The sequence below is a fragment of the Alexandriicola marinus genome (assembly GCF_004000435.1).
Taxonomy (GTDB): Bacteria; Pseudomonadota; Alphaproteobacteria; order Rhodobacterales; family Rhodobacteraceae; genus Alexandriicola; species Alexandriicola marinus.
In genome coordinates, this window is sequence record NZ_RBVZ01000001.1 from 80,490 (window position 1) to 95,212 (window position 14,723).

General features: G+C 62.7%; 14 protein-coding genes and 1 pseudogene. 8 read left to right on the plus strand and 7 right to left on the minus strand.

Features of this window, described 5'->3' with window-relative positions; genetic code table 11:
* Positions 1–28 precede the first annotated feature (28 nt).
* The 7 genes from EP376_RS00380 to EP376_RS00415 all read left to right on the plus strand — a co-directional run bounded on the left by EP376_RS00380 (position 29) and on the right by EP376_RS00415 (position 7,473).
* Positions 29–781 (plus strand): type 1 glutamine amidotransferase domain-containing protein, encoded by a 753-nt coding sequence (locus EP376_RS00380; protein ID WP_127653562.1) that lies wholly within the window; start codon positions 29–31, stop codon positions 779–781.
* Between the two features lie 131 nt (positions 782–912).
* Positions 913–1,296, plus strand: coding sequence for a hypothetical protein (locus tag EP376_RS00385; protein WP_127653563.1), 384 nt, complete (start codon positions 913–915; stop codon positions 1,294–1,296).
* 74 nt (positions 1,297–1,370) lie between these two features.
* On the plus strand, positions 1,371–2,378 hold the full coding sequence (locus EP376_RS00390) for an SDR family oxidoreductase (protein ID WP_127653564.1): 1,008 nt from the start codon (positions 1,371–1,373) through the stop codon (positions 2,376–2,378).
* Positions 2,375–2,983 (plus strand): glutathione S-transferase family protein, encoded by a 609-nt coding sequence (locus EP376_RS00395; protein WP_127653565.1) that lies wholly within the window; start codon positions 2,375–2,377, stop codon positions 2,981–2,983. The genes EP376_RS00390 and EP376_RS00395 overlap by 4 nt, the downstream gene beginning before the upstream one ends.
* Positions 2,984–3,745: 762 nt before the next feature.
* Positions 3,746–4,423: a response regulator transcription factor gene (locus tag EP376_RS00400; protein WP_127653566.1), complete on the plus strand. Its 678-nt coding sequence runs from the start codon at positions 3,746–3,748 to the stop codon at positions 4,421–4,423.
* Positions 4,420–5,775, plus strand: coding sequence for a sensor histidine kinase (locus tag EP376_RS00405; protein ID WP_127653567.1), 1,356 nt, complete (start codon positions 4,420–4,422; stop codon positions 5,773–5,775). Before EP376_RS00400 ends, EP376_RS00405 begins: the two co-directional genes overlap by 4 nt.
* Before the next feature lie 603 nt (positions 5,776–6,378).
* A complete protein-coding gene (locus tag EP376_RS00415) occupies positions 6,379–7,473 on the plus strand; it encodes a PqqD family protein (protein ID WP_164744829.1) in 1,095 nt (364 codons plus the stop codon).
* A gap of 141 nt (positions 7,474–7,614) precedes the next feature.
* Here EP376_RS00415 and EP376_RS00420 read toward each other — a convergent pair whose 3' ends face one another.
* The 4 genes and pseudogenes from EP376_RS00420 to EP376_RS00430 all read right to left on the minus strand — a co-directional run bounded on the left by EP376_RS00420 (position 7,615) and on the right by EP376_RS00430 (position 11,689).
* The gene (locus EP376_RS00420) at positions 7,615–8,562 is read right to left on the minus strand and encodes a DMT family transporter (RefSeq protein ID WP_127653569.1); all 948 of its coding nucleotides are present in this window, start codon (positions 8,560–8,562) and stop codon (positions 7,615–7,617) included.
* Positions 8,563–8,703: 141 nt separating this feature from the next.
* A pseudogene (locus EP376_RS23605) lies at positions 8,704–8,823 on the minus strand (IS3 family transposase); the annotation flags it as partial.
* A 153-nt stretch (positions 8,824–8,976) separates the two neighbouring features.
* Positions 8,977–11,229 (minus strand): xanthine dehydrogenase family protein molybdopterin-binding subunit, encoded by a 2,253-nt coding sequence (locus EP376_RS00425; protein WP_127653570.1) that lies wholly within the window; start codon positions 11,227–11,229, stop codon positions 8,977–8,979.
* Between the two features lies 1 nt (position 11,230).
* Positions 11,231–11,689: a (2Fe-2S)-binding protein gene (locus EP376_RS00430; RefSeq protein ID WP_127653571.1), complete on the minus strand. Its 459-nt coding sequence runs from the start codon at positions 11,687–11,689 to the stop codon at positions 11,231–11,233.
* 184 nt (positions 11,690–11,873) lie between these two features.
* Here EP376_RS00430 and EP376_RS00435 point away from each other — a divergent pair, with 184 nt between their 5' ends.
* A complete protein-coding gene (locus EP376_RS00435; protein WP_127653572.1) occupies positions 11,874–12,899 on the plus strand; it encodes an AraC family transcriptional regulator in 1,026 nt (341 codons plus the stop codon).
* 11 nt (positions 12,900–12,910) lie between these two features.
* Here the strand turns inward: EP376_RS00435 and EP376_RS00440 are convergent, their stop codons facing one another.
* The 3 genes from EP376_RS00440 to EP376_RS00450 are packed head-to-tail and all read right to left on the minus strand — an operon-like array spanning position 12,911 to position 14,497.
* Positions 12,911–13,423, minus strand: coding sequence for a hypothetical protein (locus tag EP376_RS00440; protein ID WP_127653573.1), 513 nt, complete (start codon positions 13,421–13,423; stop codon positions 12,911–12,913).
* A 10-nt stretch (positions 13,424–13,433) separates the two neighbouring features.
* Positions 13,434–14,129, minus strand: a complete 696-nt coding sequence (locus EP376_RS00445) for an NAD(P)-dependent oxidoreductase (RefSeq protein ID WP_127653574.1) — start codon at positions 14,127–14,129, stop codon at positions 13,434–13,436.
* Complete coding sequence (locus EP376_RS00450; RefSeq protein ID WP_127653575.1) at positions 14,108–14,497, minus strand: hypothetical protein; 390 nt, start codon at positions 14,495–14,497, stop codon at positions 14,108–14,110. The genes EP376_RS00445 and EP376_RS00450 overlap by 22 nt, the downstream gene beginning before the upstream one ends.
* Positions 14,498–14,723: the final 226 nt, after the last annotated feature.

A 14,723-nucleotide genomic window follows, 5' to 3' on the forward strand; every position in this document is an offset into this window, starting at 1 on the left:
TCAATGCAACAGGTTTCAGCGAGGTAACATGACCACATCTCCGGTAATTCGCCGCCATGCCAGTTCAGACGTGGCAGGCAAGAAGGTTCTCTATATCGTCTCGAACCCGGCCACCCTTATGGGCTTTCCGGTGGGGTTCTTCGCCGAAGAAATGACCGGCCCGTTCTTCGACCTCCTTCAGGCCGGCTGCACCGTCGATGTCGCGTCGCCCAAAGGGGGCAGGGTGGAATTCGACGGCTTCTCCGACCCTGAAAACGAGGCGACGCAATACCCCAACGATCTGATCACACTGGGCTTCAAGCACCATGCAATCTTCGGCAAGCTGCTGGAAAACACTCCCTCCATCGCAGATGTCGATATCGACCAATATGATGCGGTTTGCGTGGCCGGCGGCGGCGGCCCCCTGATCACGTTCAAGGATGACACCGCGCTGCACAAGCTGATCGCTGATTTCTACGAGGCCGGCAAGATCGTCGGCCTGATCTGCCACGGCACCTGCCTGATGCTCTGGACAACGCTGAGTGACGGCACCCTGCTGGCCGACGGCAAGACATGGACCGGCTATCCCGACAGCGAAGAGGACATGATGAACGCGGCCCTTGGCACGACGGTGAACGCATACACCATCGAGACAGAAGCCAGGAAGAACCCCAGGACCACATTCGAATCCGCCGCCCCCCTTGCGCCGTTTGCGATCCGTGACGGTCGGGTTATCACGGGCCAGCAACAGCACAGCACGCGGCTGTTCTCCGACCTGCTGATCGAGGCGTTGTCCGAATAGCGCGGCCGGGGCCTTCAAGGCTCGTCCGATCGCACAAACGGAGATGCGACACAGGCAAGACATGCCCGTGTCGCAAAAGATGAAAACCCAACGGGATACCAGCGCCAAGAGCGCGATAAGAGGACCTGGACATGAAGATGACACTGATCATCGCCGCGCTCATCAATCTTGCGGTTGCTGTCGTTCACACCTTCATCGGAGAGGCAAGTATCGTTGCCCCCCTGATGACGTCGGATGCGCCTGACCTCGTGAAGGCAACACTGCATTCGGCTTGGCACATGATTTCCGTCGTGCTCTACCTCTCCAGCCTGACGTTGTTCTACCTCAGCCGAAAGGAGGTGCGAGATCCAACCGTAAAGCTGCTGTCGGGCTATATCGGCATCCAATACGTCGCCTTGGCCATGGTATTTGCCGTGACAAGCGTGATTTACGGCCAATTCTTCCCGCAGATCGTGATGCTCTTGCCAATCGGCGTGCTGTCCCTTTGGGCCGCGCACATGGCGCGCAAGTCATGAACCCAGGGAACTTCTGACCCGACACGGCATTGAACGCCGCTGGCAGTCGCTTCACTCAAAGAAGGAACATTGAAATGACCAAGGTCTTTTTGACCGGCGCGTCCGGTTTTATCGCCAAACACATTCTGCGCGAGTTGCTGGAACAGGGATACCATGTGCGCGCATCGGTCCGTTCCGACAAACGCAAAGCAGAATTGGAGGGCCTGTTTCCAGATGCGGCGCTGGAATTCGCCACGTTGGACCTGACAAAAGATGACGGTTGGCAGGACGCGTTGAAGGGCTGCGATGTGCTGATCCACACGGCATCGCCCTTTCCACTGACCGAACCGAAGGACCCTCAGGACCTGATCCGCCCGGCGGTCGACGGCACCTTGCGGGCGATGCGCGCGGCAAAAGATGCGGGGATCAAACGGGTGATCCTGACGTCCTCCTGCGCGGCGATCTACAAACAGGCGGACAAGCCGAAGATGCAGCCCTCGGACGAGGCCAACTGGACAAGTCCGGACGATCCCGCCGTCGGGGCCTATGAAGCGTCCAAGACGCTGGCGGAAAAAGCGGCCTGGGATTTCGTGGTCGAAAACCCGGACATCGCCCTGACGACCATCAACCCCGGCGCTGTCTTTGGCCCGCCGATGGATGCACGCTACGGGTCATCGCTGGAACTGGTCGAACAGCTCATGACCGGAAAAGTGCCCATGGCGCCGCCGATGGACATGGTGGCGGTCGATGTGCGCGACGTGGCCCGGATGCATGTCGCGGCCATTGATCTCGAGGCCACGAAGGGCGCGCGTTTTGCCGCTGCAAGCGGGACCCACCGCCTGCTTGAGCTTGGCCAGATCCTCAAGGCGTGGGACCAGAGCCTCAAGACACCCGGTCGCGAGGCGCCGGTCTGGCTCTTGCGCATGATGGGGCTGTTTTCCAAGGACGTGAAAGGCATTCTGGGCAATGTCGGTCGCACCCTCGCCGTTTCCGGCGCCAAGGCCGAAAAGACCTTTGGTTTCAGGTTCATCCCGGTGAAAGATGCGCTGATCGCGTCGGCTGAGGCTGTCAAAATGCACAAATCGAATGAGAAAAACACATGATTACAGCATATCTCTGGACCACGCCCAACGGCTACAAGGTGGCCATCGCGTTGGAGGAAATGGGCCTCGACTATAAGATCACCTGGGTGAATATCGGTGCCGGAGAGCAGCATGCGCCGGACTATCTCCGGATCTCTCCAAACGCAAAAATCCCTGCGATCGTCGATCACCACACGGGGATAAGCCTGATGGAATCGGGTGCGATCCTGCAATATCTGGCTGAAAAGTCGGGGAAATTCGTGGGCGAAACGGCGCAGGACCGCTGGGCGGTGACACAGTGGCTGCACTGGCAAATGGGCGGGCTTGGTCCGATGATGGGGCAGGCGAACCACTTCCGTGGTCTCAAGGAAAAGGTTCCCTATGGCGAGACCCGCTACAGGAACGAGACCGCGCGTCTTTTCGGCGTTCTCGACAATCAGCTGGAAGGCCGCGATTACATCGCCGGGGATTACTCCATTGCCGACATGGCGGCCGTTGCCTGGGCCGGCATGGCCCCCATGATGGAGGACGAACGTCTGACCGCCTGCACCAACGTCATGGCCTGGATCGAACGCAATGTTGCCCGGCCCGCAACAGCCCGCGCGATCGCCTTGTCGCCGGGCTGAGCGCTCCGAAGGACTGCTCCAGGACTTTTCGCTATCCGGGTCGAAACCCGACGGCTGCCGTGGCTTTTCGCGCCAGTCCGATGGATTCGCTATTCTATCCGATCCCGCCCGATCGGATGTTCGGCGGGCGAGGCGGTCACCGCCGGGACATCTTTTCCGTTTCTCTTGTAGAGTGTCGTCAGGTTCGCAGCGCCTGGACATAGAGCCTGAGTGTGGCCCGGACCACCCAGAAGACAAATCGGCCGGGCAGGCTGCTGAAGAGATCGGAACTCCGCAACCTGCGGCGAATGACCGGAAAGAGCCCTCGCTCCCGAATGCGGCATCGCAGCATCAAGAACCGAACAAAACACGATCTGTTGCGTCCAGCCGAAAGCTGGCTTCCACGGATTGCCTCTGCTGCTTCCGCAATGTTCGTCGTGGCAAACCCAAGCGGCATCTGCGGAATCCACAGACTGAATTGAATGGTTCGGCAGGTTTCATTCAGCCGGCGTGGCAGGCCAATCTCTGGTTAATGCCCTGGCCGATGTACCGCTCTGGTGGGTTTGCGGACTTCGGACCGATACCTGGAAATCCGGATGGTCAGACCGATCGCAAGGTTGAGAGAACCCATCAGCATTCCGGAGTGAAGCCGATTTTGAAAAGCCTCCTCCTGATATGGAATTGTCATGGCCGCGCTGCATCTATCTACTTGAAATCGGAAGGGCCCTGCTAACTTTCTTGGTGTTCCGGCTAGCCTTGTTCCAATGAACGACTGGGATCAGCGTGAGATTACTGCTCGTAGAAGACCACTTCGCCCTCGCTCAGGTGATGCTCGACGGGTTGCGTCGCGCAGGGTTTGCCGTCGATCTTGCCGATACTGCAGAGGCGGCACGGGAGACGGCATCCGTGATCGATTATGATCTTGCCCTGCTCGATTTGGGCCTGCCCGACGGAAACGGGCTCGATCTTCTGAAACACTGGCGCGCCACCTCGTCCATGCCGGTGATCGTTCTGACGGCGCGGGGGGCCTTGGGCGACCGGATCGAGGGGCTTGATGGCGGCGCCGACGATTACATCGTCAAGCCCGTCGAGATTCCGGAACTCGTCGCACGATGTCGTGCCGTGCTGCGCAGGCCCGGAAACCGCTTGGGTCTGACCTTGCAGGCCGGTGGCGTTGTTCTGGAAACAACCCATCGGGAGGCCACGATCAACGGAGCGCCGCTGAAACTCGGGCGCCGCGAAATCGGCGTTCTGGAGGCCTTGTTGCGACGCAAGAACCGGGTGCTGCCGCGAAACGTTCTGCTCGAGTCCTTGTACGATCTTGATGCGGAAGTGACCCCGAACGCCATCGACGCGGCGGTGTCCCGTCTGCGCCGGGCTCTGGATGCCGCGAAAGCCGATGTCGTGCTGCATACCATTCGCGGCGTGGGCTGGATGATCACCGAGACGACCGAGACATGAGCGCGGCACGGACACGTCCCCGTCTTGCCGTTCTGATGACCCGGCGTCTGTTCTTGATCGCCGGGATCGTCACAGCCGCCAACCTGTTGTTCGTGGCCCTGTTCGACGCCTCCGATCGGGATTCCTTGGTCGCTGACGTCGCCATGCGAGAGCTCAACCGGATCGAAAGCGCGCTGACCACCACCTTGACCGATCCACCGGTTGTGAACGCAGCGGATCGTTCGATTTACGTCAATCATCCGCAGGCCTACGGATTTCTGGTATTGGCCAGCGACGGGCTCAGGCTTGACGCCGAGAATACGGAGCTGTTCCAACAGGCCGATTTCCGCGACATGACGGTGGGCAACGACTGGGTCATCAACGGGTCCGATCCCGACGAGATGCTCGTGGTCGCCAAACGGGTGCTGGAGCGGTCCGATGGTGATTTGCGGGTCTTTTTCATCATGCTCGATGACCCGGCCAACCTGATCGACTACGAGGTGCTGAGCGAATTCATCGGTCATGTCTGGGGGCCGCTGGTGCCGATCGCACTATTGTTGATCGGCGGAACGCTGCTGTTGATCCGCCGCACCATCGCTCCCGTGACAAAGGCCGCCGATTGGGCCAACTCCGTCGTGCCGGGGCAGGCAATGCCCGACTTCGACACCGACGATCTGCCGGCCGAGATCGCAGACCTGACCGAAGCGACGCAACGCGCGATCAACCGCCTGAATATGGAACTTGGGTCAGAACAGCGTCGGGCTGCCGAAGCCGCCCATGCCCTGCGCACGCCGATCGCGGTGCTTGTGGCACGCGCGGACAGCTTGCCGCCGGGGCCCAGCAACGACCGGTTCCGCGAGGATGTCCGCGCCGTTTCGCGCACGGTGACCCAACTCCTGACCTCTGCGGGGGCCGACAGGATGCAGATCGAGGAGGACGAGATCGCCGATCTGACACAAGTCGTTACCGATGTCGTCGCAGAACTTGCCCCGTTCGCACTGCTGCATGGTTCGGAGATCGAGCTTTCGGGGGCCGACGCCCCGATCCGGGTGCATGGTTCACCGGACGCGATGAAGCTGGCGCTGACCAACCTGATCGAAAACGCCGTGCTGCATGGTGGCGGAACACCGGTCCATGTCGCGCTTGACCATTCTGCGCAGGTCACTGTCAGGGACCATGGCCCCGGCCTGCCAGACCTTGCCGAGGTCAGGTTGTTCGAGCCGTTCTGCCGTGGTCCCGGGGCCAGATCGGGGGGCGCTGGGCTGGGGCTTGCGATCATCGAGCGTATCCAGCGCGCCCATGGCGGCACGGTCGAGGCCTGGAATGCGCAGGGTGGTGGCGCGGCATTTTGCCTTGGTTACCGGCCCGTCTGAGTTTTTCTCATCCCGTCAGACTGTCGTCAGACTCACCCCGAATAAGGAACGCATCGCTGGTTTGAAAGGCGTGCCGGGATCGCAATCCCGACCGCTCTTTTAGATCGGAACGCTGACCACAGAACCCAAAGGAAAGGCTGACATGACGAAGAAGAACGATACCCCGAACATTTCCCGCCGTGGCTTTCTGACCAAGATCGGTTTGGCCGCAGGTGCCGCCTATGTTGCGCCGTCGCTGACATCTCTGGGTGCGGCGCAGGCTGCGCCTGCCAGCCCGACCCGTCCGACGCGCCCGACGCGCCCGACACGGGGCACCCGTCCGACGCGTCCCAGCCGTCCGGGTCGTCCGGGTCGCTCCAAGGCGAACAGCCGTGCCGCGCGCCCCAGCCGGCCTGCACGCCCGAGCCGCCCCGCGCGTCCTAGCCGTCCCGCACGCCCGAGCCGTCCCGCGCGTCCGAGCCGTCCTGGCCGCTCCTGACGCGGGTGATGGGAATGTCTAATGCTGTGAGATCAGTCCCGACTCGCGATTTGACATTCCATCCAGTGGCTCGCCCGGTTCGTGTGACCGGGCGAGCCACACTGGTTGATGCATTCATCAAGGGGATGAAGCAGACGGTGCTGGGTTGGAGCGACGCTGGGGCATCCGAAGGGCCGCCGTTTTGCACCGTGACGGCGCATCCGGCAGGCTACACCGTCGCATCCGACTATCTGGAAACGCCGCTGTGCGATTTGCCTCTGGCCAGCGCGGTGTGTGCGGTGATCGCCGATCTGGCCGAAGCCTACCTCGAAGCCCATTGCGATATGCGCGCACTGCATTGTGGTGCCGTGCGGATTTCGGGGCGGATGGTGCTGTTTTCCGGTGTGGGACATGCTGGAAAAAGCACGCTGATGGCCCGCCTGAGCATGGAGCCGGGTGTCCGGGTGTTCTGTGACGATATCCTGCCGATCCGGGCCGACGCAACGGCCGTTGCGCTGGGCGTACCGCCACGGGTCCGGCTGCCGTTGCCGGCATCGGGCGGGGCCGCGTTTGACCGCTTTGTGCAGCAACAGGGCGGTTTGCGTGATGCGAGCTATGCCTATGTGCCGGGACCTGCGATCCTGCCCCATGGCAGCGAAGGGCGACCCGATGCACTGCTGCTCTTGCGCCGCGAGAGCGGTGCGACAGCACGGCTCCACGACCTGAGTGCGCAGGCGGCCGCTGCCAACATGCTGGCGCAGGACATGTCCCTGCAAGCCGACGGGATCGCCCATATCGACCGTGTCACCGCGATGGCCGAAGCGATGTGGCGCGCGACGCTGGTCTATGACGATCTGAATGACGCGGTCAGGCTCTTGGCCGATACATTTGCTTTGCCGGACTTGGGCGCGGCCGCGTTGGCTGATCCGATCGCCGCTGACCCGCCCCGGGCCAAACCCGCCGCCATTGACCCGAAAGCCCGGTGGCAGCGCCACCCCGATGTGGGACTGCGCAGCCGTTTGGGAGCAGCGTTCCTGTGGGTCCCTTGGACGGGCCGGTATTTCCACCTCAATGCCATCGCGATGGTGTGCTGGACGTTGATCGAAGCGCCGATGACGGCCGATGACATCGTGCTTGAGCTGACGGAGCTGTTTCCCGACGCGCCCCCGCAGCAAGTCCGGGTGGATGTCGCGAATTGGTTGGCCGAAATGATCGGCAATGGGCTTGTTCTCGAGCCCTGAGCGGATCTTTTTGTGTCGCAGCGAAAATCCCCGCAGTAACCCACGCTCCTCCATGCCGAGGGGGGAGGCCTTGCCGTGAACGCCGCTCCTCCCTGATGACGTCGCTCAGATGGTGACGCATCGGTCGGTGTGCCCGGCCGCCTAGCTGGGGCTGATCACCTTGCTCTGCTCGGCATGCTCTGTCGATACGCGGCTGGCGGCACGAGCCAAGCGACGCTCTCGATAGATGATGAGAAGACCACCGCCGACCAGCAGAAGTGCTCCGGGGAACAGGTCGTCGACTGGCGCCTCGGCAAAGAATATCCAGCCAAGTGCAAAGGCAATGGGGATGCCAAAATAGCTGAACGGGGCAAGGTTGCTCGGTTCGGTCATGCGGTATGACACGACGAGGCAAAGAACCGCGCAACCTCCGAAGGTGCCCATCAGAACGATCAGCCCCAGGTCTTGCAGGCTTGCGATCGGGCTGAAGCCACCGAATGTCATGGCCAGGACAATGGCTCCTATCGCTGCAATAGCCGAAGAGTAGAGATTGAAGAGCGGCGTTGGGACATCAGCGTCCACGAGACGGGCCGTCACACCGGAGAAGGCGTACAAAGCGGCCGCGCCGACCGGCATCAAGGCGGTCCAGTCGAATGCGTCGGTTGACGGCTGGGTGATCATGATCACCCCAACGAACCCGATTGCAACGGCCGACCAACGCACAAGGCCCACCCGCTCGCCCAGGATGAACGCTGCCAGAGCAGTCGTGAATAGCGCGGTGGAGTAGGAAATCGTCGTCGCCGTCGCAAAGGCCATGAGACCCAGTGACAGGTAGAACATCAATTGGGCAAAGGTGACGGCAATGCCGCGCCACATGGCCAACCGCCATTGCCGCAACACGAGTTTCCGGCCATTCGCGCGCCATGACGCGGTCGTCCAAAGTGCAATCGCACTTGGGATCAGACCGAACAGGTTGCGATAGGCAGATAGCTCTACGGCACTGTAGTTCGCCGACAGATGCTTTATGAGCAAGCCCATCAGGTCAAAAAGGACGAGCGAGATGATGCTTATGACGATCGCAAGCGCGGTATTGTCCTGTGGGCGTTGCATCTCTGGAATCCCTGTCTCGGCGCGCCGAACAATCCGCCGTGGCGACACGCTATAGCAGCCGTTGGCCCAAGCACATCGGGTATTTCACGCGCGTTGAGCGAAATCCTTTTCCATGGAATGCGGCGGCTCTGCCGGAGGCACTTTGGCTCGGTCCAGATCCGCTTGCGAAAGCGTCTTCGCGTCTCGATGTGCAGTAATCCAATTGGTCAGTGCAATACGCACCGCATTCTGGCGGAATTCGTCCGTCCGTTTCAGTCCGATAGTCAGTCGCCCCGCGTCGCGCCCGCCACTCCGCACCGGGTGGCGCATCTGGGCGCGAATTGCGGCGCTCGTGCTATCTGTCCACTGGAACGCGACAGCGGCAAGCGAGGCCAAGGCAGGCCACAGCGTTGACGGCGATGCGGATGCGGCCTGTCATGCGAACCTGACATTCTTGCCAAGCGGCAGCTCCCGCAGCCGTTCCCCGGTCAGGGCGAATACGGCGTTGGCCAGCGCGGGGGCGACGGCGGGTGTGCCCGGCTCGCCGATGCCGCGGATGTGCCTCTGGTTTTCGAGGATCCGGGTATGAATCCGCGGTGCCTGATACATCCGCAACACCGGATAGTCGTGGAAGTTCGACTGATCCACCGCGCTGTCCGTCAACGTGATCTCCTCACCGATGGCTGCGCTGAGCCCATAGTTGACGCCCGAAATCAGCTGCGCGTCGAGGTTGCGCGGGTCGAGCGCCACGCCCACATCGGCCGCGATCCATACATCGCGCACCATGATGCCGCTATCCGTTTGCTCGATCTCGACGATCTGGGCCGTCGGCACACCAAAGGCCAGCGCGAAGGCCACGCCCCGCGCGCGCCCCGTGGCAGGGGCTGACCCCCATCCTGCCATCTCGGCGACCGCCTCCAGCACGGCGCGGCTTGGCGCGTCGGTCATCAGCGCAAGCCGCATCTCGACCGGGTCACGATCCGCGGCGAGGGCCAACTCGTCCATCATGCACTCATGGAAGAAGCTGTTCTGCGACGCCCCGACAGAGCGCCAGAATCCCACAGATAGCAGCGGCTCGGACTTGTATCCGCTGACCCGGTAGTTCTCGATCCCGTAGGGCTGATCCCAGAGGGCCTGAGCCAGCGTGAAGTCCGGCAAGAAACCGGGGATAGGCGCCGGTGCGCCCCCCCGAGCGTCGATGCCGGCCATGATCGAGGGAGAGGCAGTGGAAATGTCGACGGCGACCGGCACCCCATCCGCCACGGTCGCGCGAAACCGGCCGATGGCCGCGGGGCGGTAGGGCCCGCGTGACGTGTCCTCTTCGCGCGGATAGGTCAGCAGGACCGGTGTGCCCTGCATCTGCACCGCGACCCGGGCCGCGATCTGGACAAAGTCCATCTCGCCCCTCCGCCCGAAGGCGCCGCCCAGAAGCGTGGTGCTGATCGTGACTGAGTCTTCAGGGATGCCCGCCGCGAGCGCCGCCTCGCGCCGCGCCACGGTCGGGCCTTGCGTGCCTGCCCAGATCTGCAAGGCACCGTCCTGCATGAGGGCGGCGGCGCTCATCGGCTCCATCGTGGCGTGGGCGAGATAGGGCGCGCGGTATTCGCCTTCGATGGTTGTGGCGTTCGCCAGTGCCGCCTCGACGTTGCCCTCATCGCGCTGGCGGCTGTCGAGTTGGTCGGGATTGAACGCGGCGGCTATGGCCTCGAAATGCCCCGCTGTGTTCGTGGGATAAGTCGGCGGCGCCCAGTCATAGCTCACGACATCAAGCGCGCGCATCGCCGTCCATGTGTCCCTTGCGACGGCCACGACGCCCGTGCCGACATCAAGCACCGCATCGACGCCCGGCATTTCAAGGGCATCGCTTGCGTCAAAGCCGCGCAAGCTGCCCCCGAGATGCGGGCTACGCCGCAGCGCGCCGAAGCGCATGCCGGGCAGCCGAATGTCGCTGGCATAAATGGCCCGGCCCGTCGTCTTGTCGACGACATCAAGCCGGTCCTGGGACTTTCCCAGGATGCGCCACGCACCGCGTGGTCGCAACTCGGGGACATCGGCAAGGTCGGTCGCGGCCGCCTCTGCCGCCAGATCGGTATAGGGAATGCGCGTCTTGTCGGGCAGGACGACAGCGCCCGCCTCTGTGGTCAACTGCATGGCCGGGAGACCTGTCCGGGCGGCTGCGGCAGCCTTGAGGGTTTCTCGGGCCACGGCGCCGGCGCGGCGCATCTTGACATAGGCATCATGAGTGGAGGTCGAGCCACCCGTGATCTGGTAGCCAAGGAACACCGCCGGGATGTCGCGCTGCGCGCGGGCAAACTCCGCCACGGCGCCGTTGTCCGTGGTCGGGAAAGGGTAGCCTTCCTCCACGACGCCGCCGTTGAAATATGCGGAGGACGGCGGCCCGTGCTCGATCCCGATCTGGTTCAGCTCCACGTCCAGTTCTTCAGCCACGAGGGAGGCCAGCGTCGTGTGGATGCCCTGGCCCATCTCTGCGCGGGGGGTGATGATCGTGATGCCGTCGGCGGTGATCTTCACGTAAGGGGTCAGCGCCGCCTCGCCGGGCGCGAGCCCGGCCGTCAGCGGGTTCTCCAGCCGGGCGTTGTAGGTGCGCACGCCGAAAACCACGCCGCCCGCGACCGCGACTGACCCGACGAGAAAGCCACGCCGTGTATATGTTCCCAAACGGCTCATCTCAAACCTCCTGCATGGCGCGGGCGGCGCTGTGGACGGCCGCGCGGATGCGGGGGTAGGTCCCGCAGCGGCACAGGTTGCCCGACATCGCGGCGTCGATATCCTCGTCGGTTGGTTTCGGATTGCGGGCCAGCAGATCGGCGGCCTGCATGATCTGGCCGGACTGGCAGTAGCCGCATTGCGCCACCTGATGGTCGATCCAGGCCGCCTGAAGGGCGTGCAGGGCATCCGGCGTGCCGAGCCCTTCGATCGTCGTGATCTCGCCCCAGACGTCGGCCAATGCCACTTGGCAGGACCGGACCGCTTCGCCGTCGATATGCACCGTGCAGGCCCCGCATTGCGCGATGCCGCAGCCGTATTTCACGCTGGTGATGTTCAGACCATCCCGCAGCGCCCACAAAAGCGGCATGTCGTCGGGCAGGTCCACATTGTGGCGTGAGCCGTTTATCGTAAGGTCCATGACGTTCTCCGGTTGGATGGTGGACGAGAGTGGCGTTTCATTGATCCTAATCTAGGCGTGCCGGGACAACGCTTCGATATGCAAATGTGGTCAGACGCGTGCATATTGGGTCAATTTCTATTCAGTGTCTGGTCCTGTCCGACATCCCAGCGCATAGAGACAAGGTCATTGGGAGGTCGGGCGCATGGATCATTCACAGACCTATTCCCTGTTCATGGCGACGGATGTGGCGTGCCGCATCCTCGGGGTCGATCCTCAGCGGATGCTCGAGACCGCGGGCCTTGGCTCTCTTGCGCGAGGCAGGGCCGAGGAGCGGGTCACAGCCCAGCAGTATTTTGATTGCTGGAACACGATGGCGCTGCTCTCGCCCCGCCCCGATTATGTGCCCCACCTCGGCGTTGCGATCTCGCGCGGGCCGGTGATCCCGGTCTTTTTCACGTTGTCCTGCGCGCCTGACATGGAAACCGGTCTGAGGCGTCTGGCGCAGTTCAAGTCGCTGCTGGGTCCGACAACCATGCGGGTGTTCCGGGATGGCCCCTTGTTGCGGCTGGAATACGACAGCGCCGATGCCCGCGTGCTCATGCCCCCGAGCCTTGGCGCCCTTCAGCTTGTGGTCGCGGTCGAGAACATTCGCGGCGCGACGGCCCATCTGGTCTGCCCGGTCGCGGCGGGATTCGATGGGTCGGAGGAGGATCGGCGCATGATTGCCGGGCATCTGGGGATCATGCCGGAGCGTTCGCAGGCCGCCTATCTGGCGTTCTCGGCCGAGGACGCGAACCGCCCGTTCATTTCCGAAAACCCTGATCTGTGGGCCGACATCGAGGCCGACCTCAAGCTTCAGCTCTCGGCCCAGAACGACCGTTGGCCCATTGTTGATCGGGTGCGCGGTGCATTGGTCGATCTGATGCCCACAGGGCACACGGGCGCCGAGAGCGCGGCCCATGCGCTGGGGATCAGCCGCAGCACGCTCCAGCGGCGAATGCGCGAGGAAGGGACATCGTATCAGGCGGTGCTGGATTCTACGCGGTGCGATATGGCAATCCGGTATCTCACGAAGACCACTCTTCGCGCCGATGAGATCGCAAGCGTCCTCGCTTATCGCGATGCCAACAGCTTTTCGAGAAGTTTCAGGCGGTGGACGGGACAATCGCCTGTCGCCTTTCGCGATGCCTTGGACCGCCCAACGACGCGGACCGGAGAGGCGGAGTAGGGCCCCAGTCTTCATGGCGCGTCTCGCTCAAATTGCGGCCTTGTGTCTGACGCGGCCTCCGCCCGACGGATCACCGCCAGAAATGCATAGACCGGCACAGCGATGGCAATTATGACCCGCAGGACATGCAGCCCCAGCCATGTCGCCCGGATCGACGACGCCTGCGCGGCAGTATAGCTGTCCTGGATCAGAAGGATATTCTGCGGAATGAAGTAGCCCAGCGTGAATACGGTGTTCGCCGCATAAAGCCCGATTGCGATCATCCAGGTTCGCCGGATGGGTCGGTCCTGCCAATCGAGCCGCGCTGACAGCACCAGCCCGGCCAGCGTGATCATGTTGAGCGGAATGATGGTAAGGGCGAAGTTCACGAACTCGTCCCAGAACCCCGCCCGCCAGACCAGCGGATCGGTCCCCAGCCAGCGGATACCGTAGGATAGCAGGATCAACAGGCCACCGCCGGCAAACGCGGCAGAGGCCAGGATCGCGATCATGTTGACGGTCTTGCGATAGGTTTCGTAAGTCATGGGAGCTTTCTCAAGGCTTGGGAGCGACAAAGGGATAGGTGCCGTGGAGCGACGCATCCTGCACGGCGCCGACCGTGAAGGCGCCGAGATCGGCAAAGGTGATGGCGGCGAAGCTGGGAACCTGGCTCGGGACCAGCAGGGCACCTCCCTGTTTGTCCACGATCTTTCCTGGGCGGGTAACAATGGTGTCGAAGGAGACGTCGCGATTGGCTGCGATGAACGTCGTGACGGCCGTGTTGTCCCGCAGCATCTCGGTCGCACCAGTGAAAAAGGCCGCCACAGGCGCAAGCAGTTTCAGGATCACGGGATTCGACCCATCGGGTTCGGGCGCGAAGAACACCGACTGGAACAAAAAGGTCCTGACCGACACCTCCGCATCAAGGATGGGCCAAAGCCGCGCGACAAAGCGCGTCATCATGCCCTTGTCGTAGCCTTTGCCATAGGTCCCGCCTGCGCAGCAGATCACGTGGGTGGCACCCCTGACCGTCTCACGCAGGGCCGCGACATTGTCAAAATCGCCCACAATGACTGTCAGCCCTTCTGTCTCAATGCGCAGCTTGCCCGGGTCGCGCACCAATGCTCGCACCGCGAGACCCTGCTGCCGGGCATGGTTCAGGACATGCCGACCAGTCTGGCCGGTGGCGCCAAACACTGCGATTGTAACATCTGCCGCCAGTTCAGTGGTCATGGGGAAATCCTTGTGCAATTGGGTGTCGGCAGGTCGTGTGCAAGGGGCGTATTAGCATCAGTCTTGCCCGAAAACGCAGCGACCTCATCGGCCCGGAGCGCGGACCCGGGCGTCGGGTTCCTGCGCCAGTTGTGCCGCGCCTCGGGCAAATCGCGGTCCAACCTGGCCGACATGATCAGGCCCACCAGCAAGGCCAGGAACAGCGGCATGATCGTGTAGAGAAAATTGCTGAACGGGCGAAAGAACTGCGCGACGAAATCCGCCGCAGGCAAGGTCAGCCAGAAAGCCCCCATCGACAGCCCGATGAAGGCATTGGCGCCGAAGAACGCGGCCGATGTGGTGACTGCCAATGCGGTGACGCGGTGGCGATACGGATCGGGTGTCATGTCGCAGGCTCCTTGATGCGGAAAACATGCCGGGACTTGGGCTAGGGACTGCGACCCGGCCGGCAAGTGGCGTCTCGTGCCGAAAGGCTTCGCCCGAACGCGGCGCAGATTCCACAGGACATGGCTTGCTGATCGTTCCATTGACTTGCAGATCGGCTCAAAGCCATTGCGCCGAAAGCCGAAAAACGGTCTCGTGCGGAGCATAGCGATTTTCCCCGGAAGGGAC

Coding starts and splice junctions, on each gene's coding strand:
- EP376_RS00435 (WP_127653572.1), top strand. CDS start 11,874: ATGGATCATTCACAGACCTATTCCCTGTTCATGGCGACGGATGTGGCG.
- EP376_RS00450 (WP_127653575.1), bottom strand. CDS start 14,497: ATGACACCCGATCCGTATCGCCACCGCGTCACCGCATTGGCAGTCACC.
- EP376_RS00415 (WP_164744829.1), top strand. CDS start 6,379: ATGAAGCAGACGGTGCTGGGTTGGAGCGACGCTGGGGCATCCGAAGGG.
- EP376_RS00440 (WP_127653573.1), bottom strand. CDS start 13,423: ATGACTTACGAAACCTATCGCAAGACCGTCAACATGATCGCGATCCTG.
- EP376_RS00405 (WP_127653567.1), top strand. CDS start 4,420: ATGAGCGCGGCACGGACACGTCCCCGTCTTGCCGTTCTGATGACCCGG.
- EP376_RS00420 (WP_127653569.1), bottom strand. CDS start 8,562: ATGCAACGCCCACAGGACAATACCGCGCTTGCGATCGTCATAAGCATC.
- EP376_RS00430 (WP_127653571.1), bottom strand. CDS start 11,689: ATGGACCTTACGATAAACGGCTCACGCCACAATGTGGACCTGCCCGAC.
- EP376_RS00390 (WP_127653564.1), top strand. CDS start 1,371: ATGACCAAGGTCTTTTTGACCGGCGCGTCCGGTTTTATCGCCAAACAC.
- EP376_RS00395 (WP_127653565.1), top strand. CDS start 2,375: ATGATTACAGCATATCTCTGGACCACGCCCAACGGCTACAAGGTGGCC.
- EP376_RS00385 (WP_127653563.1), top strand. CDS start 913: ATGAAGATGACACTGATCATCGCCGCGCTCATCAATCTTGCGGTTGCT.
- EP376_RS00425 (WP_127653570.1), bottom strand. CDS start 11,229: ATGAGCCGTTTGGGAACATATACACGGCGTGGCTTTCTCGTCGGGTCA.
- EP376_RS00380 (WP_127653562.1), top strand. CDS start 29: ATGACCACATCTCCGGTAATTCGCCGCCATGCCAGTTCAGACGTGGCA.